This window comes from Geodermatophilus africanus (assembly GCF_900107105.1).
In the GTDB taxonomy this organism is placed as follows: Bacteria; Actinomycetota; Actinomycetes; order Mycobacteriales; family Geodermatophilaceae; genus Geodermatophilus; species Geodermatophilus africanus.
Genome location: NZ_FNOT01000002.1, coordinates 299,412 through 321,613, shown reverse-complemented (window position 1 = coordinate 321,613; position 22,202 = coordinate 299,412). Strand labels below are relative to the sequence as shown.

Annotated in this window: 22 protein-coding genes; 11 read left to right on the top strand and 11 right to left on the bottom strand. The window is 75.7% G+C overall.

Annotated elements, in window-relative coordinates; all coding sequences use genetic code 11:
• Positions 1-167 precede the first annotated feature (167 nt).
• Genes BLW63_RS04170 through BLW63_RS04160 form a run of 3 tightly spaced genes read left to right on the top strand, consistent with a single transcriptional unit; the run spans position 168 to position 3,300 of the window.
• Positions 168-1,175: a Bug family tripartite tricarboxylate transporter substrate binding protein gene (locus BLW63_RS04170; RefSeq protein ID WP_091151779.1), complete on the top strand. Its 1,008-nt coding sequence runs from the start codon at positions 168-170 to the stop codon at positions 1,173-1,175.
• Complete coding sequence (locus BLW63_RS04165) at positions 1,172-1,684, top strand: tripartite tricarboxylate transporter TctB family protein (protein ID WP_091151777.1); 513 nt, start codon at positions 1,172-1,174, stop codon at positions 1,682-1,684. The genes BLW63_RS04170 and BLW63_RS04165 overlap by 4 nt, the downstream gene beginning before the upstream one ends.
• Positions 1,684-3,300 (top strand): tripartite tricarboxylate transporter permease, encoded by a 1,617-nt coding sequence (locus tag BLW63_RS04160; RefSeq protein WP_091151775.1) that lies wholly within the window; start codon positions 1,684-1,686, stop codon positions 3,298-3,300. Before BLW63_RS04165 ends, BLW63_RS04160 begins: the two co-directional genes overlap by 1 nt.
• Before the next feature lie 327 nt (positions 3,301-3,627).
• Here the strand turns inward: BLW63_RS04160 and eutC are convergent, their stop codons facing one another.
• From eutC to eat, 3 genes are read right to left on the bottom strand one after another with little or no spacing between them, the layout of a single operon-like run.
• A complete protein-coding gene (eutC, locus tag BLW63_RS04155) occupies positions 3,628-4,386 on the bottom strand; it encodes an ethanolamine ammonia-lyase subunit EutC (protein WP_091151772.1) in 759 nt (252 codons plus the stop codon).
• 10 nt (positions 4,387-4,396) lie between these two features.
• The gene (locus tag BLW63_RS04150) at positions 4,397-5,809 is read right to left on the bottom strand and encodes an ethanolamine ammonia-lyase subunit EutB (RefSeq protein WP_091151770.1); all 1,413 of its coding nucleotides are present in this window, start codon (positions 5,807-5,809) and stop codon (positions 4,397-4,399) included.
• Complete coding sequence (gene eat, locus BLW63_RS04145) at positions 5,806-7,296, bottom strand: ethanolamine permease (RefSeq protein ID WP_211516988.1); 1,491 nt, start codon at positions 7,294-7,296, stop codon at positions 5,806-5,808. The genes BLW63_RS04150 and eat overlap by 4 nt, the downstream gene beginning before the upstream one ends.
• A gap of 196 nt (positions 7,297-7,492) precedes the next feature.
• Here eat and BLW63_RS04140 point away from each other — a divergent pair, with 196 nt between their 5' ends.
• A complete protein-coding gene (locus BLW63_RS04140) occupies positions 7,493-8,221 on the top strand; it encodes a GAF and ANTAR domain-containing protein (protein WP_170856638.1) in 729 nt (242 codons plus the stop codon).
• Between the two features lie 13 nt (positions 8,222-8,234).
• Here the strand turns inward: BLW63_RS04140 and BLW63_RS04125 are convergent, their stop codons facing one another.
• Together BLW63_RS04125 and BLW63_RS04120 are read right to left on the bottom strand one after the other, a co-directional pair.
• Entirely contained in the window at positions 8,235-9,134 is a 900-nt protein-coding gene (locus tag BLW63_RS04125; RefSeq protein ID WP_091151767.1) for an SDR family NAD(P)-dependent oxidoreductase, read from the bottom strand.
• A gap of 86 nt (positions 9,135-9,220) precedes the next feature.
• Positions 9,221-9,613: a hypothetical protein gene (locus BLW63_RS04120; RefSeq protein WP_091151764.1), complete on the bottom strand. Its 393-nt coding sequence runs from the start codon at positions 9,611-9,613 to the stop codon at positions 9,221-9,223.
• A 90-nt stretch (positions 9,614-9,703) separates the two neighbouring features.
• Here BLW63_RS04120 and BLW63_RS04115 point away from each other — a divergent pair, with 90 nt between their 5' ends.
• From BLW63_RS04115 to srmL, 7 genes are all read left to right on the top strand, one after another.
• The gene (locus BLW63_RS04115; RefSeq protein WP_091151762.1) at positions 9,704-10,285 is read left to right on the top strand and encodes a hypothetical protein; all 582 of its coding nucleotides are present in this window, start codon (positions 9,704-9,706) and stop codon (positions 10,283-10,285) included.
• A 39-nt stretch (positions 10,286-10,324) separates the two neighbouring features.
• Entirely contained in the window at positions 10,325-10,591 is a 267-nt protein-coding gene (locus BLW63_RS04110) for a DUF2277 domain-containing protein (protein ID WP_091151760.1), read from the top strand.
• Between the two features lie 83 nt (positions 10,592-10,674).
• Positions 10,675-11,214, top strand: coding sequence for a hypothetical protein (locus BLW63_RS04105; RefSeq protein WP_091151758.1), 540 nt, complete (start codon positions 10,675-10,677; stop codon positions 11,212-11,214).
• A 40-nt stretch (positions 11,215-11,254) separates the two neighbouring features.
• Positions 11,255-11,719: a PGPGW domain-containing protein gene (locus BLW63_RS04100; RefSeq protein ID WP_170856637.1), complete on the top strand. Its 465-nt coding sequence runs from the start codon at positions 11,255-11,257 to the stop codon at positions 11,717-11,719.
• Between the two features lie 311 nt (positions 11,720-12,030).
• Positions 12,031-12,531, top strand: coding sequence for a DUF6328 family protein (locus tag BLW63_RS04095; RefSeq protein WP_244522343.1), 501 nt, complete (start codon positions 12,031-12,033; stop codon positions 12,529-12,531).
• 246 nt (positions 12,532-12,777) lie between these two features.
• Positions 12,778-14,223 (top strand): glycosyltransferase family 39 protein, encoded by a 1,446-nt coding sequence (locus BLW63_RS04090; RefSeq protein WP_244522342.1) that lies wholly within the window; start codon positions 12,778-12,780, stop codon positions 14,221-14,223.
• A 215-nt stretch (positions 14,224-14,438) separates the two neighbouring features.
• Positions 14,439-15,584, top strand: a complete 1,146-nt coding sequence (srmL, locus tag BLW63_RS04085; RefSeq protein ID WP_170856636.1) for a PheS-related mystery ligase SrmL — start codon at positions 14,439-14,441, stop codon at positions 15,582-15,584.
• Between the two features lie 120 nt (positions 15,585-15,704).
• Here srmL and BLW63_RS04080 read toward each other — a convergent pair whose 3' ends face one another.
• From BLW63_RS04080 to BLW63_RS04055, 6 genes are all read right to left on the bottom strand, one after another.
• Complete coding sequence (locus BLW63_RS04080; protein ID WP_091151751.1) at positions 15,705-16,931, bottom strand: HNH endonuclease signature motif containing protein; 1,227 nt, start codon at positions 16,929-16,931, stop codon at positions 15,705-15,707.
• Between the two features lie 255 nt (positions 16,932-17,186).
• Complete coding sequence (locus BLW63_RS04075) at positions 17,187-17,852, bottom strand: glycosyltransferase (protein ID WP_244522341.1); 666 nt, start codon at positions 17,850-17,852, stop codon at positions 17,187-17,189.
• Positions 17,853-17,857: 5 nt separating this feature from the next.
• Positions 17,858-18,712, bottom strand: coding sequence for an NAD-dependent epimerase/dehydratase family protein (locus tag BLW63_RS04070; RefSeq protein ID WP_091151749.1), 855 nt, complete (start codon positions 18,710-18,712; stop codon positions 17,858-17,860).
• Positions 18,709-19,494, bottom strand: coding sequence for an aldolase/citrate lyase family protein (locus tag BLW63_RS04065; RefSeq protein WP_091151747.1), 786 nt, complete (start codon positions 19,492-19,494; stop codon positions 18,709-18,711). The genes BLW63_RS04070 and BLW63_RS04065 overlap by 4 nt, the downstream gene beginning before the upstream one ends.
• Before the next feature lie 49 nt (positions 19,495-19,543).
• Positions 19,544-20,599 (bottom strand): ABC transporter ATP-binding protein, encoded by a 1,056-nt coding sequence (locus tag BLW63_RS04060; protein WP_091151746.1) that lies wholly within the window; start codon positions 20,597-20,599, stop codon positions 19,544-19,546.
• 22 nt (positions 20,600-20,621) lie between these two features.
• Positions 20,622-22,082: an ABC transporter permease gene (locus BLW63_RS04055; protein WP_244522340.1), complete on the bottom strand. Its 1,461-nt coding sequence runs from the start codon at positions 22,080-22,082 to the stop codon at positions 20,622-20,624.
• Positions 22,083-22,202 lie beyond the last annotated feature (120 nt).

Genomic DNA, 22,202 nt, shown 5'->3' with positions numbered 1-22,202 from the left:
TCGGGACGGGGCACGCCATCGGACCCGGGCCGGTCCTGGCGGCGCAACACGACGCCGTGCACACAACGACCACAACGCCCAATGCGCACGCAAGCGTGACACGCACCACGCGCGTTGCGACCGTCCTTGCGAGCGGCGGACGTCCGCCGGACACACAGGAGGAACCCATGCGCAACGCTTCCCTGAGGAAGCTCACCGTAGGCACCGTGGCCGCCGGGCTGCTGCTGACCGGGTGCGGCACCACCGCCGAGGGCGGCTCCGCTTCCGGTGGCGGCACCCAGGAGGGCCCGGTCACCGGCTTGCGGGTGCTGGTCCCGAACTCGCCCGGCAGCGGCTACGACACCACCGCCCGCGCCTTGGCCCAGGTCGCCGAGGAGGAGGAGCTGGCCGAGAGGATCGAGGTGTTCAACCTCGAGGGCGCCGGCGGCACCGTCGGCCTGCAGCGCCTGGTCAACGAGACCGGCAACGCCGACATGCTCATGCAGATGGGCCTGGGCGTGGTGGGCGCGCAGTACAGCAACCAGTCCGAGGCCACCCTCGAGCAGACCACGCCGATCGCGCGGCTGATCGAGGAGGCCGAGGCGATCGTCGTCCCGGCCGACTCGCCGTTCCAGACCATCGACGACCTGGTCGCCGCCTGGAAGGCCGACCCGGGCAACACGCCCGTCGGCGGCGCGTCCAACCCCGGCGGCCCGGACCACCTGACGCCGATGCTGCTGGCGCAGGAGGTCGGCGTGACGCCGACCTCGGTCAACTACGTGGCCTACGACGGCGGCGGCGAGCTGCTGGCCGGCATCCTCGGCGGGGACGTGGCCTTCGCCGCCACCGGCATCGGCGAGGTCACCGAGCCGGCCGCCTCCGGTGACGTCCGCATCCTCGCGGTCACCAGCGAGGAGCCGGTCGAGGGCGTCGACGCCCCGACCCTGACCGAGTCGGGCGTGGACCTGACCTTCACCAACTGGCGCGGCATCGTGGCGGCCCCGGACATCACCCCCGAGGAAGCTCAGCGGCACATCGACCTGATCACCCAGGTCCACGACAGCGAGGCCTGGCAGCAGGAGCTGGAGGACCAGGGCTGGACCGACTCCTTCGTCACCGGTGACGAGTTCGGCTCCTTCCTCGACGAGGAGAGCCAGCGCGTCCAGGGCGTGCTGAGCGAGCTGGGCCTGACGTGACCTCTGCCCCCAGGGGCAGCGCCCAGGAACAGGGCCGCTCCGAGTACGGAGTGGCCCTGTTCCTGGCGGCGCTCGGCCTCCTCGTCATCGTGCAGGCCCTCCTCCTGCCGGAGAGCCGGATCGTCCGCGGGCCGGTCGGGCCCGCTGTCGTCCCCACGGTCGTCGGCGCGCTGCTGGTCGTCGTCGGCGTCGTCCTGGCCATCGACGTGAAGCGCGGCGGCCGCGGGGAGCCCGAGGGCGGTGAGGACGTCGAGCTCACCGGCGGCACCGACTGGACGACGATCGTGATGCTCGCCGCCGCGTTCCTGGCCAACGCGCTGCTGATCGAGAGCCTCGGCTGGGTGTTCTCGGGCGCGATCCTGTTCTGGGGCAGCGCCTTCGCCCTCGGCAGCCGGCACTACGTGCGCGACGCCGTGATCGCCTTCGCCCTGTCGATCGGCTCCTTCTACCTGTTCGCCCTCGGGCTCGGCATCGTGCTGCCCCCGGGCATCCTGAGGGGGATCCTCTGATGGACGCGTTCGGCTCCCTCCTGGAGGGCTTCGGCACCGCCCTGACGCCGACCAACCTGGCCTTCGCGCTGCTGGGCGTGCTGTTGGGCACGGCGATCGGCGTCCTTCCTGGCATCGGCCCGGCCATGGCGGTGGCACTGCTGCTGCCGCTGACCCGCGGCCTGGACGTCACCACCGCGCTCATCATGTTCGCCGGCATCTACTACGGCGGCATGTACGGCGGGTCGACGACGTCGATCCTGTTGAACACCCCGGGTGAGAGCGCCTCGGTGGTCACCGCCATCGAGGGCAACAAGATGGCCCGGTCCGGCCGCGCCGCGCAGGCCCTGGCCACCGCGGCGATCGGCTCCTTCGTCGCCGGGACCATCGCCACGCTGCTGCTGGCCCTGCTGGCCCCCCTGGTCGCCGACCTCGCCGTGGAGGTCTCGCCGGCCGACATGTTCGCGATCATGGTGCTGGCGTTCATCGCGGTGACCTCCGTGCTCGGCAGCTCCCGGGTGCGCGGCCTGGCCTCGCTCGGGCTCGGCCTGGCCATCGGGCTGGTCGGCATCGACGCCACCTCCGGCCAGCAGCGGCTCACCTTCGGCATCGGCGAGCTCGCCGACGGCATCGACATCGTCGTCGTGGCGGTCGGCCTGTTCGCCGTCGGTGAGGCGCTGTGGACCGCGGCCCACCTGCGCCGCCGCCCGGTCGAGGTCATCCCGGTGGGCAACCCGCGGATGAGCCGGTCGGACTGGCGCCGCTCGTGGAAGCCGTGGCTGCGCGGCACCGCGATCGGGTTCCCCTTCGGCGCCGTCCCGGCCGGTGGGGCCGAGGTCCCGACGTTCCTCTCCTACGTCACCGAGAAGCGGCTGTCCCGGCACCCCGAGGAGTTCGGCAAGGGTGCCATCGAGGGCGTCGCCGGGCCGGAGGCCACGAACAACGCCTCGGCCGCGGGCGGGCTCGTGCCGCTGCTGACCCTGGGCATCCCGGTGACGGCCACCGCGGCGGTCCTGCTCGCCGCTATCGAGAGCTACGGCATCCAGCCCGGGCCGCAGCTGTTCGACAGCGAGCCGGAGCTGGTGTGGGGCCTGATCGCCAGCCTCTTCATCGGCAACACGGCGCTGCTGGTGCTGAACCTGCCACTGGCGCCGCTGTGGGCGCGTCTGCTGCGGATCCCGCGCACGTACCTGTACGCGGGCATCCTCTTCTTCGCCAGCCTGGGCGCGTACGCGACGAACGCCAACGTGTTCGACCTCTTCATGCTGCTGGTCATCGGCGCGCTCGGCTTCATGATGCGCCGCTTCGGGCTGCCGCTGCTGCCGGCCATCGTCGGCGTGATCCTCGGGCCGTTCGCCGAGGCGGAGCTGCGGCAGGCGCTGCAGATCAGCAACGGGGCGATCGGTGGGCTGATCGACCCGCTGTCCGTCATCGTGTACGTCATCGTGGCACTGGTCCTGCTGTGGCCGCTGGTCCGCCTGCTGCTGCCGAGGAAGGGGGTGCACGTCCCCGTGCTCGACGAGGCGGTGCACGAGATCGAGGAGGCCCACCACCACCACGGCACGACCGAGGCGGTGTCGGTCGAGACGCGGGCGAAGCGGGGCTTCGACAAGTCGCAGGACTCCGACAGCTCCTGAGTGCGACAGCTCTGCAGGGCGGCGCCCGGAGGGGGGCGGGGAGGCACCGGTGCCTCCCCGCCCCTCGGCGTTCCCGGACGGGAGCGGCACCCGGGTGGGGTGATGGGTCCACGACGAGTCGCGGTCGCCGGGGCGTCCGGCCGAGGTGCGCTGACCGGGCCGACCCGCGCCGGGACGGAGGGCGACCGCCACTCCCGGCCGCGGCCGCTCCCCTTCCCCGACGCCGCCGGCGGGTCGACACTGCACGCGCCCGCCGGCGTCGCCGGGTGTCGTTCTGGGTCGTCCGCCCGGCGACGTCGACGCGGTCGTCCCGCCCCGAGTCGTCGTTCAGCCGGCGCCGGCCGGCAGCGCCGGGCCCTCGTCCTTGAGCACCACGCCGGACGCGCCGAGCTCGCGGGCCGCCCCTAGCAGCGCGGCCACGGTGTCGGCGGCCTGCGCGTAGGACAACCCGTGCGGCGGGCGGACGTTGGAGACGCAGTTGCGCTCGGAGTCCGCCCGCCCCGGCCGCGGCGCCCAGGTCAGGTAGACGCCGAGCGAGTCCGCCGACGACAGGCCCGGCCGCTCCCCGATCAGCACGGCGACGGCCCGGGCGCCCAGCGCCTCCCCCACCGCGTCGCCGAGCGCCACCCGCGCCTGGGAGGCGAGCACCAGCGGCGCGACCGACCAGCCGGGCAGCCGCTCCAGCAGCGCCGTCACCAGCCCGGCGGCGTGCTCGTGCACCGCCCGGGGGGAGAGCCCGTCGGCGATCACGACCGCGAGGTCGGCGTCCACCCGCGGCAGCTCCGTGCCCTCCGCGAGCCGCCGGCCGAGATCGGGCCGCTGCAGGTAGGTGGCGCGGTCGGGGGCGGCCGAGTGCACCTCCAGCAACTCGAGGGCCGGGTCCAGCGCGGCCCGGACGACGGCGGGGTCCAGCGGCTGGTGCACCGCGTCGCGGGCGGCGGCGTGCGCGGCGCGGAACTCCAGCTCCCGGGCGGTCGGCAGTGCGTCGCCGGCCCGGCCGAGCGCGACCCGCGCCCGGGTGGCCGACCGCAGCACGGCCCACGGGTCGTCGCTCGCCGGCAGCGGCCGGTCCAGGGCGTCGGTCATGCTCGGCTCCTCACGACGACGCCGCCGCCAGCAGGGCCCGCGCGGCGGGCGCGTCGGCGGTCAGCTCCCGCACCCGGCCGTCGTCGTCGAGCAGGTCCATGCGGGCCAGCCACGCCTCGAACTCCGGCGCCGGCCGCAGCCCGAGCACCGAGCGGGTGGTGAGCACGTCGGAGAAGGCCAGCGACTGGTAGTGCAGCATCACGTCGTCCATCCCGGGGACGGCGATGAGGAACGTGCAGCCGGCCGCCCCGAGCAGCAGCATGAGGGAGTCCATGTCGTCCTCGTCGACCTCGGCGTGGTTGGTGTAGCAGACGTCCACGCCCATGGGCAGGCCGAGCAGCTTGCCGCAGAAGTGGTCCTCGAGCCCGGCGCGCAGCACCTGCTTGCCGTCGTAGAGGTACTCCGGGCCGATGAAGCCGACGACGGTGTTGACCAGCAGCGGGTCGAAGTGCCGCGCGACGGCGTAGGCGCGGGCCTCCAGCGTCTGCTGGTCGACCGGCCGGCCGCCGACGCCGCGGTGGGCGTCGGCCGACAGCGCCGAGCCCTGCCCGGTCTCGAAGTAGGTGACGTTGGAGCCGACCGTGCCGCGGCCCAGCGCCAGTGCGCCGGCGCGGGCCTCGGCGAGCAGGTCGAGGGTGACGCCGAAGCCGCGATTGGCCTCCTGGGTGCCGGCGACCGACTGGAACACCAGGTCCACCGGCGCGCCCTGCTCGAGCGCCCGCAGGGTGGTGGTCACGTGCGCCAGCACGCAGGACTGGGTGGGGATGCCGTAGCGGCCGATCACCTCGTCGACCAGCTCGAGCAGCGCCACCGTGCGGGCCGGGGAGTCGGTGGCCGGGTTGATCCCGATGACGGCGTCCCCGCAGCCCTGCAGCAACCCGTCGACGATGGATGCCGTGACGCCCAGCGGGTCGTCGGTCGGGTGGTTGGGCTGCAGCCGGGAGGCCAGCCGGCCGGGCAGGCCGAGGGTGCTGCGCAGCCCGGTCACCACCCGCGTGCGCCGGCCGACGGCGACCAGGTCGGCGTTGCGCATCAGCTTCGAGGTGGCCGCGACCATCTCCGGCGTCAGCCCGGGCGCCAGGCCGCTGATCGCCGTCTCGTCGCCGGCGGCCGCCCAGGCCAGCAGCCGGTCACGGAACTCGCCGACCGTCAGCGAGGCGACCGGCGCGAAGGCCACCGGGTCGTGGGTGTCGAGGACCAGCCGGGTGACGTCGTCCTCGTCGTAGCCGACCACCAGCTCGTCGAGGAAGGTGGCCAGCGGCAGGTCGGCGAGCACCGCCTGGGCAGCGACCCGCTCGGCCGCCGACTCCGCGGCGCACCCGGCGAGCACGTCGCCGGAGCGGGCCGGCGTCGCCTTCGCCAGCAGCTCGACCAGCGTCGGGAACTCGTAGGAGTGCCCGCCGACGGTGCCCTGCCGCCTCATCGGACGTCGTCCGCCGCGTCGGCCAGCAACTCGAACTCCTCCTCCGGCGCCGAGGCCACCAGGTGGTGGCGGCTGTACAGCGCGAACCAGGCGAGGAAGCAGACGTAGGCCGCGAGCGTCCACAGCGCCGCGGTGACGTCGACGAGGAAGGTGGCCACGACCGCGGCGGCCGCCAGCACCAGGGCGACGCCGGTGGTCGCCGTCCCGCCCGGCGTCCGGTACGGGCGCGGCAGCTCCGGCTCGCGACGGCGCAGCACGATGTGGCTGACCATCATGAGCACGTAGGACACCGTCGCCCCGAAGACGGCCATGTTGAGCAGCATCGCGCCCTGGCCGGTCAGCGAGAGCACGAACCCGATGGCGCCGGGGACCAGCAGCGCCAGCACGGGCGCCCGGCGGGAGTTGGTGACCGACAGCGCCCGGGGCAGGTAGCCGGCGCGGGAGAGCGCGAACGTCTGCCGCGAGTACGCGTAGATGATCGAGAAGAAGCTGGCGACCAGCCCGAACAGGCCGGCGTAGTTGACCACCCGCGTGAGGCCCTCGGACGCACCGGCCCCGGCCAGCGCGTCGACCGGCGGGTTGCCGGACGCCGCGATCGCCGACGAGCCCGCCGCGCCCGGGGTGAACACCAGCATCAGGAGGGCGAGGACGACGAGCAGGCCCATCGCCGCGACGATGCCCCGCGGCATGGAGCGCGCCGGATCGCGGGCCTCCTCGGCGGCCAGCGGCACGCTCTCCACGGCGAGGAAGAACCAGATCGCGAAGGGGAACGCGGCCCAGACGCCGATCAGCCCGTACGGCAGGAACGCCGAGGCGCCGGCGGCGTCGGTGGGCGCGATGTCGAGCAGCAGGTCGCCGTCGAACCGCGGGATCGCGCCGATCAGGAACACCACGAGGCCGGCGAGCGCGACGACGGTGACGGCGAACATCGCCTTGAGCGCCTCGCCGACGCCCAGGAGGTGGATGCCGACGAACAGCGCGTAGACGGCGAGGTAGACCCACCAGCCGTCGGTGATGCCGAACAGCCCGAGCGACTCGACGTAGGCGCCGATGAAGGTCGCGATCGCGGCCGGCGCGATCGCGTACTCGATGAGCACCGCGACGCCGGTGGCGTAGCCGCCCCAGGGGCCCAGCGCCCGGCGGGCGAAGGTGTAGCCGCCCCCGGCGGTCGGCAGCGCGGAGCCGAGCTCGGCCAGCCCGAACACCATCGCGGTGTACATGACCGCCATGAGCACGGTGGCGATGAGCAGCCCGCCGAACCCGCCCTCGGCGAGGCCGAAGTTCCACCCGGCGTAGTCGCCGGAGATGACCGCCGAGACGCCGAGACCGGCCAGCAGCAGCCAGCCCGCCGTCCCCGTGCGCAGCCGGCGGCGCTCGAGGTAGCCGGCGTCGACCCGCTCGGCGTCGACGCCCGCGTGCGCGGGCCGCGGCGAGGCCGGGCGGGCGGGGGGATCAGAGGCGGGGCGGGCGGTGGGATCAGCGGTCACGGGCACCTCCGAGCTCGGCCCGCCGGGGGCGGGGAGGGCCAGCGTCGTCCCACGTCAGCGCGGGGTCAACGGGCTGCCGCGGTGGCAACACGCCGTTCACGGCGGCGTTCCGCTTCCGCCGCCGGGCACGGCCGTCCTGCGGGAGAATGGCCTCGGCCGGGCACGACCGGGTGGAGCACGACGCGGAGGACGGGCAGTGGCGACGGCGGGAGAGGACACACGGTCGGCCGACGGCGAGCTGCTCGCCCTGCTGGTGGCGGGCGGGGACCTGAGGTCCTTCCTCGGCGACCTGGTGCAGCTGGCCGCGCGGCAGGTGCGGCACGCCGAGGCCTGCGGGCTGACGCTCACCCGCGACGGCAGCGGGGTGACCGTGGCCAGCACCGGGCCGCTGGCCGACCGCGCCGACGAGCGTCAGTACGAGGTCGACGCCGGCCCCTGCCTGGAGTCGATGCGCACCGGCAGCGTCGTGCGGGTCGGCGACATGGCCACCGAGGAGCGCTGGTCGCCCTACCCCGCGCGGGCCGCGCAGCTCGGCGTCCGCTCGTCGCTGTCGCTGCCGCTGGTGGTCGAGGGGCGCAGCAGCGGCGCGCTGAACCTCTACGCCACCGAGCCGGAGGCGTTCAGCGGCGAGGACGAGGCCACCGCGGCCGGCTGGGCGGAGCAGGCCACCGGTGCGCTCGCGGTGGCGCTGCGGATCGCCGACAGCGACTCCCGCGCCGAGTCCCTGCTCGGCGGGCTGGACACCCGGGCCACCATCGGCCAGGCGGTCGGCCTGCTCATGGCCCAGGAGCGCTGCACCGCTGACCAGGCCTTCGGCCTGCTGCGGATCGCCTCCCAGCGGCGCAACATCAAGCTCCGCGACGTCGCCGCGGGGATCGTCAGCGCGTTCGAGCAGGAGCTGGCCGACCGGTCCGGGCGCTGGTGACCGCCCCGGCGCCTCAGAGACCGCGCCAGCGGCCGTCCTTGCCGTTGCGCTCCGGCCGCGAGGCGAACACGTTGCCCTCGCTGGGCGGCGCGCCGTCCCCCGCCAGGGCGAACACCCGGAACAGCGGGCCGACGAGCGCGTCGTAGACCGCCGGCAGCAGCCGGAAGCCGGCGATGACCACCGGGTTGGCGAAGCCGGACTGCACCAGCCGCCGGGGCCGGTCGAGCCGGGCCACCACCGCGCGGGCCACCCGCTCCGGCGAGTAGACCGGGGGCGGCGGCCGGCCGGTACTGCCGGCCCAGGTCGCGCCCTGGTAGTAGATCGGGGTGTTGACCCCGCCGGGGGCGACGGCGGAGACGTGCACGCCCGGGGCGTCGCGGGTCTCCTGCTGCAGGGTGCGGACCAGCCCAAGCTGCCCCCACTTGGCCGCCACGTAGGTGCCCATGAGCGGCGCGCTCACCGAGGCCAACAGCGAGCTGACCACGACGAGGTGGCCGGCCTCCTGGCGGCGGAAGAGCGGCAGCGCGGAGCGGGCGATGTTCGCGGTGCCGTGCAGCGCGGTGTCGACGACGGTCTCGAAGGCCTCGCGGGGCACATCCTCGACCCGGCCGTAGGCCATGGTCTGCGCCGAGTGGACGACGGCGTCGAGCCGGCCGAGGCGCGTGACCGCGGCCTCGACGGTCCGCTGCACGGCGTCGGCGTCGGTGACGTCGGCCGGGCAGACCAGGACGTCGTCCGCGCCCCTCTTCCGGGCCTCGGCCGCGGTCTCCTCCAGCGCCTCTCGGCCCCGGGCGACGAGCACCAGCCGGGCGCCGCGGGCGGCCAGGGCGTGCACGGTGGCCCGGCCGATCCCGCTCGAGGCGCCGGTGACGAGGGCGGTCAGCGGGCGGGACGGCGCGTCGGTCGGCGGCATGCGGCTCCTCGGGCTCGGGAGTGGACCCCGACGCGCGGACGGGTCGGGTGCGTCGGTGGAGTCGCTCTACCCACCCGTCTCCCGGGTCATGCGGGCAGCACGTCGTACAGCCACCCGGGACCAGCGACGGCGGCGCCCTCCGGCAGTCGGGCGCGCAGGCCGCGGTCGGCGGTGACCACCAGCAACTCGCGGCCCTCGCCCGCCAGCCGCGCGGCGGACCCGGCCAGGGCGTCGTCCCCGCTGCCCTCGGCCCGGACCAGGGTGACCCGGGGTGGCGCGTCGACACCGCGCGCCGCCCCCTCGACGACCGCCACCACCTCGTCGCAGACGACCGCACCACCGCCGGGGGCGGGCAGCTCCCGGCCGGTCAGCGGGGCCAGCCGCGCCAGCAGCCGTGAGGTCGCACCGGCCCGGTCGCGCCACCAGCCGTCGGGCCGGGAGCCGACCACGTTCGCGGCGTCCACCAGCAGCACGACCACCGCCGCCTCCTCCCCGGCGCGCCGTTTCCCGGAGCCCGCACCGGGCACTCCCGCGCACGTCCGGCTCCGATCTTCCCCAGGAGGCCCGCCATGGCGCGCACCGACCACCCGCTGCCGGGAGCCGACGGCGCGGCACGGGCGGCCACCGCCCGGCAGGCCGTCGCCGTCCAGCGGTCGCAGTTCGGCGGCACCAGCTGGGGGGCGGCCTTCTTCGGCTGGCTGTCGGCGACCGGTCTGGCGGTGCCGCTGCTGGCACTGGTGGCGGCGGCCGGCACCGGGCTGGGGCTGACCGACGGCGCGTCGGCCGAGGCGATCGGGCTGCGCGGGGCGGTCGCGCTGCTCGTCGTCCTCTTCGTCTCCTACCTGGCCGGCGGGTACGTGGCCGGGCGGATGTCGCGCTTCGCCGGCGTCCGCCAGGGCCTGGCGGTGTGGCTGGTCGGCCTGGTCGTGGTGCTGGTGCTCTCCGGCGCCGTGGCGGTGATCGGCAGCCAGTTCAACGTGCTCGCCCGGCTGGAGCTGCCGCGCATCCCGGTCGGCGAGGGCACCGCCACCACCGCCGGGCTCGTGACGCTCGCGGCGGTCGCGGGGGCCGCCCTGCTCGGTGCGCTGCTCGGCGGCGCGCTGGGCACCCGCTACCACCGCCGGGTCGACCGGGCCGGCTTCGGCGGCTGAGGCTCCCGGACGTCGGTACGCGCTCCTACGCTGCCGCGCATGTGCCGCAACATCCGGCCGCTGGCCAACTTCGAGCCGCCCGTCACCGAGGACGAGGTGCACGCCGCCGCACTGCAGTACGTGCGCAAGATCAGCGGGACGGCGAAGCCGTCCCAAGCCAACGCGGAGGCGTTCGACCGCGCCGTCGCGGAGGTCGCCGAGGCCTCCGCCCGGCTGCTGGCCGCGCTGGTCACCACCGCGCCGCCCAAGGACCGCGAGGAGGAAGCGGCCAAGGCACGCCGCCGGGCGGCGCTGCGCTACGGCTGAGCAACCGATCTGCGCCATCGCGTGTGGATCACGGAGACGGGGTAGAGCGACTCCACCCACAGACTCTCCAGGAGGAGCTCAGCATGGCGCGCAACACCCTGTCCCGTTCGCTGCACGACCTCGGACTGTCCGCCTGGTTCGGCGGCACGCTCGCCAACGCCGTGGCGCTCAACGCCGCCGCCGGTGAGGCCGGCAGCGCCTCGGACACCGGCCGGGTCGCCAACGCCGGCTGGGACCGGTGGACGCCGGTCAACGCCGCGGCCATCGGCGCGCACCTCGTCGGCAGCGTCGGCCAGCTGCTCGGCAACCGCAGGAGGGTCGCCGAGCAGCAGGGCGTCGCGGGCATGAGCGCGCTCAAGACCACGTTGACCGCAGCAGCGCTGGGCGTCACCGCGTACAGCCGGGCACTGGGCAAGGTCGTGTCCGACGCCGGTGGGACGCCGTCGCGCTCGGGCACCAAGCCGAGCAAGCGGGCCAAGGCCGAGGTGGCCGCGGCCCAGGCGAAGCTCGACCAGCTGCAGTGGGTGATCCCGGCCCTGACGGGTGCCCTCGTGGTGGTCAGCTCGTACGCCGGTGAGCAGCAGCGGCCCAGCGAGGTCGCGCGCGGACTAGCGCAGCGCTGACCGCGCTCCTCCGCACCCCCGAGCCGACCCAGGAGTCCTGGTGACCCGCACCCTCGATGCCCGCGACCAGACGCACGCCGGCAGCGGCGCGACCCGCTGCCCCGACTGCACCGACGGGCTGGGCCAGCCGCGTCCGGTCGAGCCCGGATCATGGCGCGACCGCGTCCGGCGCAAGCCGGGGCTGGCCACCGTCTACCGGATCGCGGTGTTCTTCGCCGGGCTGCTGTTCGTCCTGCTCGGTCTGGCGCTCACCGTGCTGCCGGGGCCGCTCACCATCCCGCCGATCCTGGTCGGGTTCTGGGTGTGGTCCACCGAGTTCGAGTGGGCGCGGCGCTTCTTCGCCGCGTTCCGCCGCCAGGCCCGCGACACCTGGGCGCACGCCAAGCAGCACCCGGTGAGCTCGGCCGCCGTGACGATCGGGGGCCTGGCCGCGGCCGGCGTCGTCTTCTGGGCGGTGGGCCACTACGACCTGGTGGACCGCGCCATCGCGGCCGTCGGCGGCTGACCCTCCCGTACGAGGCCCGGTGGACCGATCCGGTCCACCGGGCCTCGTCGTGTGCCAGCCCCGTCCGGCGTCGCCGGGGTCCGGGGGCGGAACGGCGGGTCGCCGTCCTCGGCGGCCTGCTGCCCGCCACCCTCCAGCGCCACCGGTCTCCTCCTGCCGGTGAGGCTCCAAAGGCGTCCACATCGACACGTCCCCCTCGCGGGTGTCCTGGTTCGATGCGCGTTCGAACCGCGCTCACCCCGCACCACGGCGTGGCACCATCCGGCCAGAGGTGAACAGCGGGTGAACGGGAGGCGAGGAGCGTGACGGACGTGCGGAGTCCTCAGCGCAGCGGCGACTCGTCCTACGAGAGCCGCAAGGAACGCATCGACCGCGAGCTCATGGAGCTGCTCAACGAACTGCGGGTGGCCCTGCCGGGGGTGCAGTTCCTCTTCGCGTTCCTGCTCGTCGTCCCCTTCCAGCAGCGCGGCGCCGAACTCACCGACTTCCAGCGCGATGTCTACTTCGTCACGCTGCTCGCCGCCGCCGTGGCGACCGGCCTGCTCATCGCGCCGGCCGCGCAGCACCGGGTCCTCTTCCGGCAGCAGGACAAGGAGGCGCTGCTGCGGCGCAGCAACCGGTCGGCGACCCTCGGACTGACCGTGCTGGCGGTGGCGATCGTCAGCGCGGTGCTGCTGGTGACCGACGTGGTCTTCGACCTGACCCTCGCGTGGTTCACCGCCGCGGTGGTGGGTGCCCTGCTGGCCTGGTGGTGGCTCGCCGTCCCGTTCTGGAAGCGCGCCCGCAACGAGCAGGACGACCCGGAGCACTGATGGAGGACCCCGTCCTTCCAGCGGTAGCGCACGCCACGGGCGTGCAGCCGCCGGCGGACGGCGAGCTCGTGCGGGGTGTCGCGGCGCGGCTGGCTGCGGAACCGCCGGGCGACCGTCTCCGACGTCGGCGGCGGGCTGGGCCCGGGACCTGCGGTCACCGCTCCCCTCCCCTGTCTCGGCCGCGGACGATACGGCGGACCGACGACACCTCCGGCCCCCGAGAAAGGGTCGCCTAACCTGCTGGGCGTGAGCACGACGGCCGAACGGGTGTCCGCACCGGCACCACGGGTCCCCGCGCCGTCACCGTCCACCCGCTGGTCGGTGCTCGAGCTGCTGCCGCCGCTGGCCGTCGTCCTGCTGGGCACGGTGCTGCTCCTGCCGGGGCACGGGCTGTGGTTCGACGAGCTGTTCACCGCCGAGGTGGGGCGCCGGCCGTACGGCGAGATCCTCGCGGCGATCGTGGAGGGACGGGGGACGACGAGCTACCTGGCCGACGTCCCGCCGTCGTACAACGCGCCCTGGTACTTCGTCGTGCACACGTGGCTGCTGCTGCCGGGGACCGGCGGGGACGTCTCGTTGCGGGTGCTGTCGCTGCTCGCGACCGCCGGCGGGCTGGCGGCGATCACGCGGGCGGTGACCCGGCTGACCTCCCGCGCGGCCGGGGTGCTGGCCGGGGTCGTGCTGGCGGCGAGCCCGCTGCTGCTGGAGCAGGCGGTGGAGGCGCGCCCGTACGGACTGGCGGTGCTGGCGACCGGCGGGGCGCTGCTGGGGCTGGTGCGCTGGCTGCAGAGGGCGCCGCGGGGGCTGCTGCTGTTCGGGGTGGCCGGGGCCGGGATGGGGCTGGCGCACTGGTACGCGGCCACCGTGCTGGCGGCGTTCGTCGTCACGGCTCTGCTGCTGCGCGGGCTGCGGGCGTGGCCGGTGGTGCTCACCGGCGCCGCGGCGGTGCTGCCCGTCGTCGGACTGGTCGGGGTGAACCTGCTCAACGGGACCGGCGCGCGCAACGCCGATCACCTGCGCGACACCGAGGGGACGCTGGCCGACCTCGCCGTCGAGGCGTGGGCCGGCGGGCTGCGGCCGCTGCTGTTCCTGACCGTGGGGCTCGCCGTGCTGGGCGCGCTGCGCGGCGCCGGGGCGCGCGTGGTCGGGATCTGCTGGGTGCTCGTCCCGCTGGGGCTGCTGCAGCTGGCCGAGCAGCTGCGGCCGGTGTACCTGCCGCGCTACCTGCTGGCGGGATTGCTGGGGCTCGGCGTGCTGGCGGCGGTGGGTGCGCTGGCGGCGCCGAGGGTCGCCCGGGCGCCGGTCGCCGGGTTGCTGGTGGCGTGCTCGCTGGTCGCGTCCTCGCCGCTGGCCGAGCGCGAGCCCCGGGAGCGCGCGGACGACGTCGTGGCGCTGCTCGCGGAGCGGCACCGTGCCGGCGAGCCGGTCGTCGCGGCGGACCAGCGCTCGGCGACCGGCCTGGACCACTACGTGCGGACGACGGCGCCGCAGCTGCAGGCCGACGTCGTGCTGCCGCCGGACGACGCCCCGGCGACCGCGGACCGGGTATGGCTGGTCCGCCGGGCGATCCGGGGCGAGGTGGTGTCCACCGACGACGACGACCTCCTGCTCGACGCGGGGCTGCGGGTGGTCGACGAGCACGCGTTCGACGCCTCGAAGACCGACCTGCTCGTGCAGCTCTGGGAACGCTGAGCCGCCCGGCCACGACGCCGGCCGAGGCTCCCGTGGCCGCGCCGAAATCGCGTGCGCGGTGTCGTCCGCCGGCGCTACCGTCGACCTGTGACCTCCTTCGCCCGCCCCCGGCTGCCGAGCAGCCGTGTGGGCGCCGAGGTCAGCCGGTAGCCCGTCGCGGAGCCGTCGGCCGGGGGTGCCCCTCCCTCCCCGCCGACGTCCCCGAAGGGCCTCCCGTGACTCCTCCCCTGCTGTCCCCCCACGACCTCGCGGTCGCGCTCGAGCTGCGCGACCTGTCCGACCCCGTCGGCGGTCCGCACGCGGTGCAGGCGCTGCTGGACGACGTGCTGGCCGCCCTGACCGGCGCCTGGGGCTGCTCCCTCGACGTCCAGCGGCGCCGGCCGCTGGTGAGCGTGGAGGACAACTACGACCGCCTCGGCTACGCGGCCGCCGACACCACCCGGGACGCCCGGTACAGCCGCTACGCCGCCGAGACGGTGATGCTGCGCAGCCACACCACGGCCGGCGTCCCGCCCGCTCTCCGCGCGCTCGCCCGAGCCGGGAACGCCGGGACCGAGGTCGACGTGCTCCTGGCGCTCCCCGGCCTGTGCCACCGCCGGGACGCCATCGACCGGCTGCACGTCGGCACGCCCCACCAGGTGGACCTGTGGCGCCTCACCACGGTCGGATCGGTCGGGCGGCGGCTCGACGTCGGCGACCTCCGGCAGATGGTCGAGCTGGTCGTCGGTGCCGTGCTGCCCGGGGCGCGCTGGCGCACCTCCCCTGCCCGCCACCCGTACACGACGGCCGGCCTGCAGGTCGACGTGTGCACCGCCGCCGGGTGGGTGGAGCTGGCCGAGTGCGGACTGGCCGCCGGGCACGTGCTCGCGGGCGCCGGCCTCGACCCGGACCGCTGCACCGGCCTGGCGCTCGGCATGGGGCTGGACCGCGCGCTGATGCTCCGCAAGGGCATCCCCGACATCCGCGTGCTGCGCTCGACCGAGCCGCGCATCGCGGAACAGCTGCTGGACCTGCGCCCGTGGCGGCCGGTGTCCTCGCAGCCGCCGGTGCGCCGGGACCTGTCCATCGTCACCGACGCCCCGGTCGACGCCGAGCTGCTCGGGGACGCGGTCCGCTCCTCCCTCGGCCCGGCGGTCGAGGACCTGGAGGCCGTGACCGTCCTGTCCAGCACCGGCTACACCGACCTCCCCGATACCGCTCGGCGGCGGCTCGGGCTGCGGCGGGACCAGGTCAACGTGCTGCTGCGGCTGGTGCTGCGCCCCCTGGCGGGGACCCTGACCGACCGGCGCGCCAACGAGCTGCGCGACCAGGTCTATGCGGCCGTGCACCGCGGACCACATCGTGAGTGGGCCACTCGCTGACCTGCCCGGCCGGCCGCCTGGAGCCGCCCCTTGCCGCGGGTGCCGACGCCCGGCAGCCAGCAGCCGGCCGGCGCCCAGGGGTGGGCGTCGGTCGGCTGCCGGCGGTGGCAGGTGGTCCGGTCAGGCGGCGGTGGTGAGGATTAGGCCGCTGCGGCCCGGTCCGATGAGGATCTCGGTGCCGTCGGGTCGCCAGGTGCGCCATCGGCCATCGGGTTGTCGTTCGACCCGGAAGCCGTGGTGGACCTTGGTGTGGTGCCGCTCGCACAACAGCGCGGCGTTCTCCAGGTTCGTCTCGCCGCCGTTCATCCACTCGATCAGATGGTGGACGTCGCACCACCAGGTCGGCGCTCCGCAGCCGGCGAACACGCAGCCCCCGTCGCGGACCTCCGCGGCCCGGCGCACGTGCGCGGGGAACAGCCGCAGCGTGCGGCCGTGCTCGAGCGGCAGGCCGTCGGGGCCCATCACGATGCGGGTGACCGCCCCGTCGCAGGCCAGCCAGCGGGCCCGCGCCGCGGAGATGGTGGCGCCGAAGCCCATCTCCGCCGTCCCCCGGCCGACCGCGGGGTCGGCCAGGTCCTCGAGGGCGACCGTGACGACGACCTGCGGCTTGTGGCCGCGCAGCGTCGGCAGGCTCCCGGTGGCCAACTGGTTGTCGCACAGCTGCACCAGCGCGTCCGCGGCCTGCTGGCCTCGGGTGCGCGCGTCACCGGCGCTGCGGCCGGCCTGCACGAGCGCCTCGAGGGCGGCCTGCAGCCGCTCCCCGCCGACCGGGTCGAGGTCGAAGCGGCCTGACAGGGATCCGTCGGCGTGCTTGGCCAGCACCAGCCGGCGACCCTCGGTCGGATCCGGTTCGGGACCGTCCTCGTCCAGTCGGTCCAGGTAGTGGTGCACCGCCCTCGCGGTGTCCGCGTGCGGCCGCTCGCGTGCCACATCGGTGAGCACTCGATCAACCGCGGCCAGGTCGACGTCCTGCTCGGCCGCGCGGGCCAGCGCCTCGGGTTCGGCGACCCGGCCGATGACCGCGGCCTGCTCGCCGGTGACCTCCCCAGCGGCGAACGCCGCGGCCAGGCCCGGCAGGTGGGCCAGCGCCCGCCCGGCGCGCACCACCCGCGCCGCCTCGGAGGTGGACAGGTGGGCGTGCCCGCGCAGCCAGGAGGCCATCGTCTTGAGCCCGTCAACCTCCGCCGCGCCGGACACCTCGGCCTCCCGCACCGTGCGGGCCACCTCGGCGGCCAGCCGGTGCTGCAGCACCAGCAGCGGCCGCAGCCGATCCAGCAGGGCGGGGCCGAACAGCGGGCTGAGGTCCTCGGCGGCGAGCGCGTCGAGTGCGGCCGTCAACTCGTTCACGACACCTCCCACCAGATCGATCAGACGTTCGAAGTCTAACCGATCCGTGGATGCCCTACCACCTGAATTCGCAGCTCAGCGACTTGTCCACAGATTTTCTGACTGCTTGACACCGTTGTCGGACGAGGGGAGGAGTTAGAGGGGTCCGCGGCCACCCTGCGCCCACATCAGGGGGCGGCGCGGCCTCCGGAGGCTCATGCACGGTGAGCACTCCCAGGCCTGTCTGCCCCGCTGCAGGGCTGCAGCGGTACCGCATCAGGAGGGTCGAGCCCGGCCCGATCGCAGCGCCCACCACAGCGAGCGCACCGACTGCCCCAGCCGCGCCCGCGCCGTCCACGCCGACCGCCCCTCCGGCCGCACGTCGCGCACGACCGGCACGCTGGCCACCGACCGGCGGGCCACGCCCACGGCCAGCACCACGCTGGGGGCCTCCGCGGCCAGCACGGCCGCCCGCACGGCAGGGCCGAGGGCGAGGAAGGCGCCGGCGTCCGGCGGCAGGCCGGTCAGCCGCGCGGCCACCCGGCGGTGCAGCGCGCCGGTCGCCCGCCGCAGCCGCGACTCGTACGCCCCGCGACGGCCGGCGAACACCGCCTCGACGTCGCCCGCGGCGAGCCGGTCGAGCAGCAGCGGCACGGCCTCCGGCGGGTCCTGCAGGTCGGCGTCCATGCACACCCACACGTCGGCGTCCGGCTCGTCGGCCAGACCCTGCCGCAGGGCAGCGTGCTGCCCACCGTTCACGGTCAGCCCGGTGACGGCGACCCGCGGCCCCGCCAGTGCCAGCGCGACCTCCGCACTGCCGGCAGGACAGGCGTCGACCACCAGCCGCAGCCGCCAGTCCCGGCCGGCCAGCGCCGTCCCCAGCCGGGCCACCAGCTCAGCCAGCGTCGCCGCGTTCCGGTACACCGGCACGACGACGGCCACCCGGGTCACGCGAGCGCGGCCCACGTACGAGCCAGCCCTTCCGCCAGGTCGACGGAGGCCCGCCAGTCCAGCAGGGACGCCGCCAGCGCCGGGTCGCCGACCCAGCAGTCGGTGTCCCAGTCGCGGCCCGGGTGCGCGCCCGCCGCCACGGCGATCGGCCGGCCGGTCACCCGCGACGCCACCGACACCAGCTCCTCGGTCGAGGTCTGCACGCCGGTGCCGAGGTTGAGCACCTGGCCGGGCGGCAGGTCGTCGGCGAGCGCGGCCCGCACGCAGGCGTCCACGACGTCGCCGACCCACACCCAGTCCCGGCGGCTCACCCGCGCCGGCAGCGGGACGACCGCCCCGGTGCGCGCCGCCGACAGCACGACCGGCACCAGCCGGGTCGGGTGGTCGCCGGGCCCGTACACCTGGAACGCCCGTAGCACCGCCGAGCGCACCCCCCGCTCGGCCGCGGCCGCCTGGAGCAGCAGCGACCCGGCCGCCTTGGTGGCGCCGAAGAACCCGCGCGGGCGCAGCGCGGCGTCCTCGGCCAGCGGCACCGGCGCGGCGGCGTACTCGGTCGAGGACCCCAGCCGGACCACGGCCCGGCAGCGCGAGGGCAGCGCGTCGACCAGCCACGGGCTGGTGTTGACCGCGACGGTGTCGGCCCGCTCCGCCGGCGTCGCCTTCCGGCGCGCGGCGGCCAGCGAGAAGACGACGTCCGGGTCGGCCGCCCGCACCACGGCGGCAGCAGCGACCGGATCGGCCAGGTCGACCGAAGCGCGGGTCAGCGGGACGACGTCCCACCCGTCGCCGCGCAGCCGCGTGACCAGGTGCCGGCCGACGAAGCCGCCGGCACCGGTGACCAGGGCCCTCACGCCGGCTGCGCCGCCGGCACCCCGGTCACGGCGGCGGCGAAGGCGGCCCGGCGCTCGGCCACCTCGGCGGCGGTGGCCGTCGCCAGCCCGGTGAGGACGGCGAGCAACCGCGGCACCTCGACGAACGGGTCGCGCCCGGCCATGTCGGCGGTGAACGAACGCCGCAGGAAGGTGAAGTCCGCGCCCAGCCGCACCAGCTCCGCGGCGAGCAGCCAGGCCGGCACCGGAGCGCCGTCCTCGGGCAGGGTCAGCCCCCCGACGCCGAACGCGCCGGGCACCACGGCCCGGACGGCGTCCACCGTGCCGTCGACCAGCGGCGTGAACAGCTGCTGCGCACCGCGGTCGATGCGCAGGTCGTTCAGGCCCACGTAGACCCGGGACAGCGGACGGCGGGCCAGCTCGGTCGCCCGCGCCACGCCGTCCTGCGTCTCGACGAGGATGCCGAGGCCGCAGCGACCGGCGACCAGGTCGAGGGTGCGGTCGACCTCCGCGGCCGTGCGCACCATCGGCAGCAGCAGCTCGTCCGCGCCGCGCGCGACGGCGTCGTCCACCTCGGCGGCCGTCCACGGGCCGAAGCCGTTGATGCGGCAGAGCAGCCGGCCGTCGGTGGCCGCCCGCATGCGGCTGAGGTCGGCGGGGGTGTCGCCGTTGATCTGGGTGCCCTCGCCGAGCTGGCGGCGGTGCTTGCCGCGCCGCTCCCAGTCCACGACGATCCCGGCACCGCCCGCGGCGACCACGTCGGCGCCCCAGCCGGGGTCCACCGTGAAGAGGAAGAGATCCACGGGAGGTGAGCTTAGGCACACCTAACCCACAGCCGGCATCCGGGGGACCTCAGGCCGGCACGCGTGCCACGTCGTCCCTCGGGAACGGCAGCGCCGCGCCGAGGACGACGACCGTCACGTCGTCCCCCGCCGCCGGCAGGTCCCAGCCCTCCAGCCGGGCGCTGAACGCCATCCCCGAGGACAGCTCGAGGCGCACCCGAGCGTCGTGGCCGAAGAAGTCCACCCCGCGCACGCGGGCGTTCGGCCCGGCTCCCCCGGGCGGGCCGAGCCGCAGCTGCTCCGGGCGCAGCAGCACCCGCACCGGGCCGTCGGGGCAGGTGCGCTCGAGCTGGAGCACGCCGAGGGGCGAGTACGCCCGGCCGGCCCGGACGTCGGCGTCGAGCACCACCGACTCCCCCACGAACGTCGCGACGTCGAGGTCCTGCGGGCTGCGGTAGAGCGTGCGCGGGTCGGCCAGCTGCACCAGCGTGCCGCCGCGGAGCACGGCCACCTGGTCGGCCATCGACAGCGCCTCGGCCTGGTCGTGGGTGACCAGCACGGCGGTCGCGCCGGCCGCGCCCAGCGCGTCGGCGACCGCCTGCCGGGTCTCCTCCCGCAGCGAGGCGTCCAGCGAGGAGAACGGCTCGTCGAGCAGCACCAGGGACGGCGCCGGCGCGAGCGCGCGGGCCAGGGCGACGCGCTGCTGCTGGCCGCCGGAGAGCTGGTGCGGCGAGCGCTCGGCCAGCGCGGGGTCCAGGCCGACGAGCTCCAGCAGCGCGGCCACCCGGCCGGCGTCGCGGCGCTGCCGCCGCGGGAGGCCGAAGGCGACGTTGCCGGCGACCGACAGGTGCGGGAACAGCCCGCCCTCCTGCGGCACGAAGCCGATGTGCCGGCGCCGCGCGGGGACGCTGCGGCCCGCGCCGGCCACCATGCGGCCGCCCAGCTCGACCGTGCCGCGGTCCGGGTCGTCGAAGCCGGCGACGAGCCGCAGCAGCGTCGTCTTGCCGCAGCCGGAGGGGCCGAGCAGCGCGGTGAAGCTGCCCTCGGGCACGTGCAGGTCCACGCCGGTGAGCACGGGCGTCGGCCCGTAGGACTTCGTCACGCCGGCGACGGTCAGGGAGCTCATGGCAGTCGTCCTCGTCGGTGGGTCACGTCGTCAGTCCGCGCCGGGCGTCGCGGGACAGCAGCACGGTGGCCGGCGCGGAGAGCAGCACCATCACCACGGCGTAGGGGGCGGCCGCGCCGTACTCCAGCGCGCTGCTGGCCGACCAGAAGGCGCTGGCCAGCGTCGTGGTGCCGATCGGCGCGAGCAGCAGGGTGGCGGTGAGCTCGGTGACCACGGCCAGGAACACCAGGGCCGCGCCGGCACCGAGGCCAGGGGCCAGCAGCGGCAGGGTGACCCGGCGCAGCCGGTCGGCCGCCGAGGAGCCCAGCGAGGCGGCGACGTCGTCGTAGACCCGCGGCGCCTGCTCGACAGCGGCGCGCACGGTCACGATCGCGCGGGGCAGGAACAGGATCGCGTAGGCGGCCAGCAGCACGGGCACCGTCTGGTAGGCCCACGGCGTCACCTCGAGGGAGACCGTGACCAGCGCGAGGGCGATCACGATGGCCGGCACCGAGCTGCCCAGGTAGGTGCTGCGCTCCAGCAGGGTGGCCACCCGGCCGCGGGCGCGGACGGCGAGCCAGCCGGTGGGCAGCGCCATCGCAGTGGTGACGACGGCGGCGACGGCGGCCAGCCCGAGCGTCGTCCCCGTGGCCTCCAGCAGCGCGGCCCGGTCCAGCGCGGTCGACGAGCCGCGCAGCATCCACAGCGCCAGGCTGCCCAGCGGCACCGCCAGCGACAGCGCCACCAGCCCGCCCAGGCCCAGCAGCGCCGGGACGGCGAGCGCCCCGAGCCGGACCGGCCGCCCCGCGCGCGCCACCCCGGCACCGGTGCGGGCGTAGCCGCGCCGGCCGCGCAGCCGCAGCTCGGCCAGCAGCAGGCCCAGGCACAGCAGCAGCAGGACGCCGGCCAGCGCGGTCGCGCCCGGACCGTTGAAGGTGGCGCGGTACTGGTCGTAGATGGCGGTGGTGAAGGTCGGGTAGCGCAGCATCTGCAGCGCGCCGAACTCGGCCAGCACGTGCAGCGCGACGAGCAGGCCGCCGCCGAGCACCGCCACCCGCAGCTGCGGCAGCTGCACCCGGCGGAACACCGCCCAGCCGGAGAGGCCCAGGCCGCGGGCGGTGTCCTCCAGCGCCGGGTCCAGGCCGCGGAAGGCGGCGACCGCCGGCAGGTAGACGAACGGGAAGTACGACAACGTCACGACCAGCAACGCGCCGCCGTAGGCGTCCAGCCCGGGCAGCACGGAGATCCAGGCGTAGCTGTTGACGAACGCCGGCACGGCCAGCGGCGCCACCAGCAGCACGTGCCAGACCCGCCGTCCCGGCAGCGCCGAGCGCTCCACCAGCCAGGCCGCCCCCACCCCGAGGACGGCGCACAGCAGCACCGCGCCGCCGGCCAGCCGCGCGGTGTTGCCCAGCAGCTCGGCCACCCGCGAGCGGAACACCAGCTCCCGCAAGCCGGCCCAGCCGACCTCGGCCACCTCCGCGACGACGAAGACCAGCGGCACGAGCGCGAGCAGCGCGACCGCCGCGGCGAGCAGCAGGGTCAGCGGGGACCGCGTGCGGGACCGGCCCGGGACGGCCGGCCGGGCCGTCGTCCCGGGCGCGGCGACCGGCGACGCGGGGGC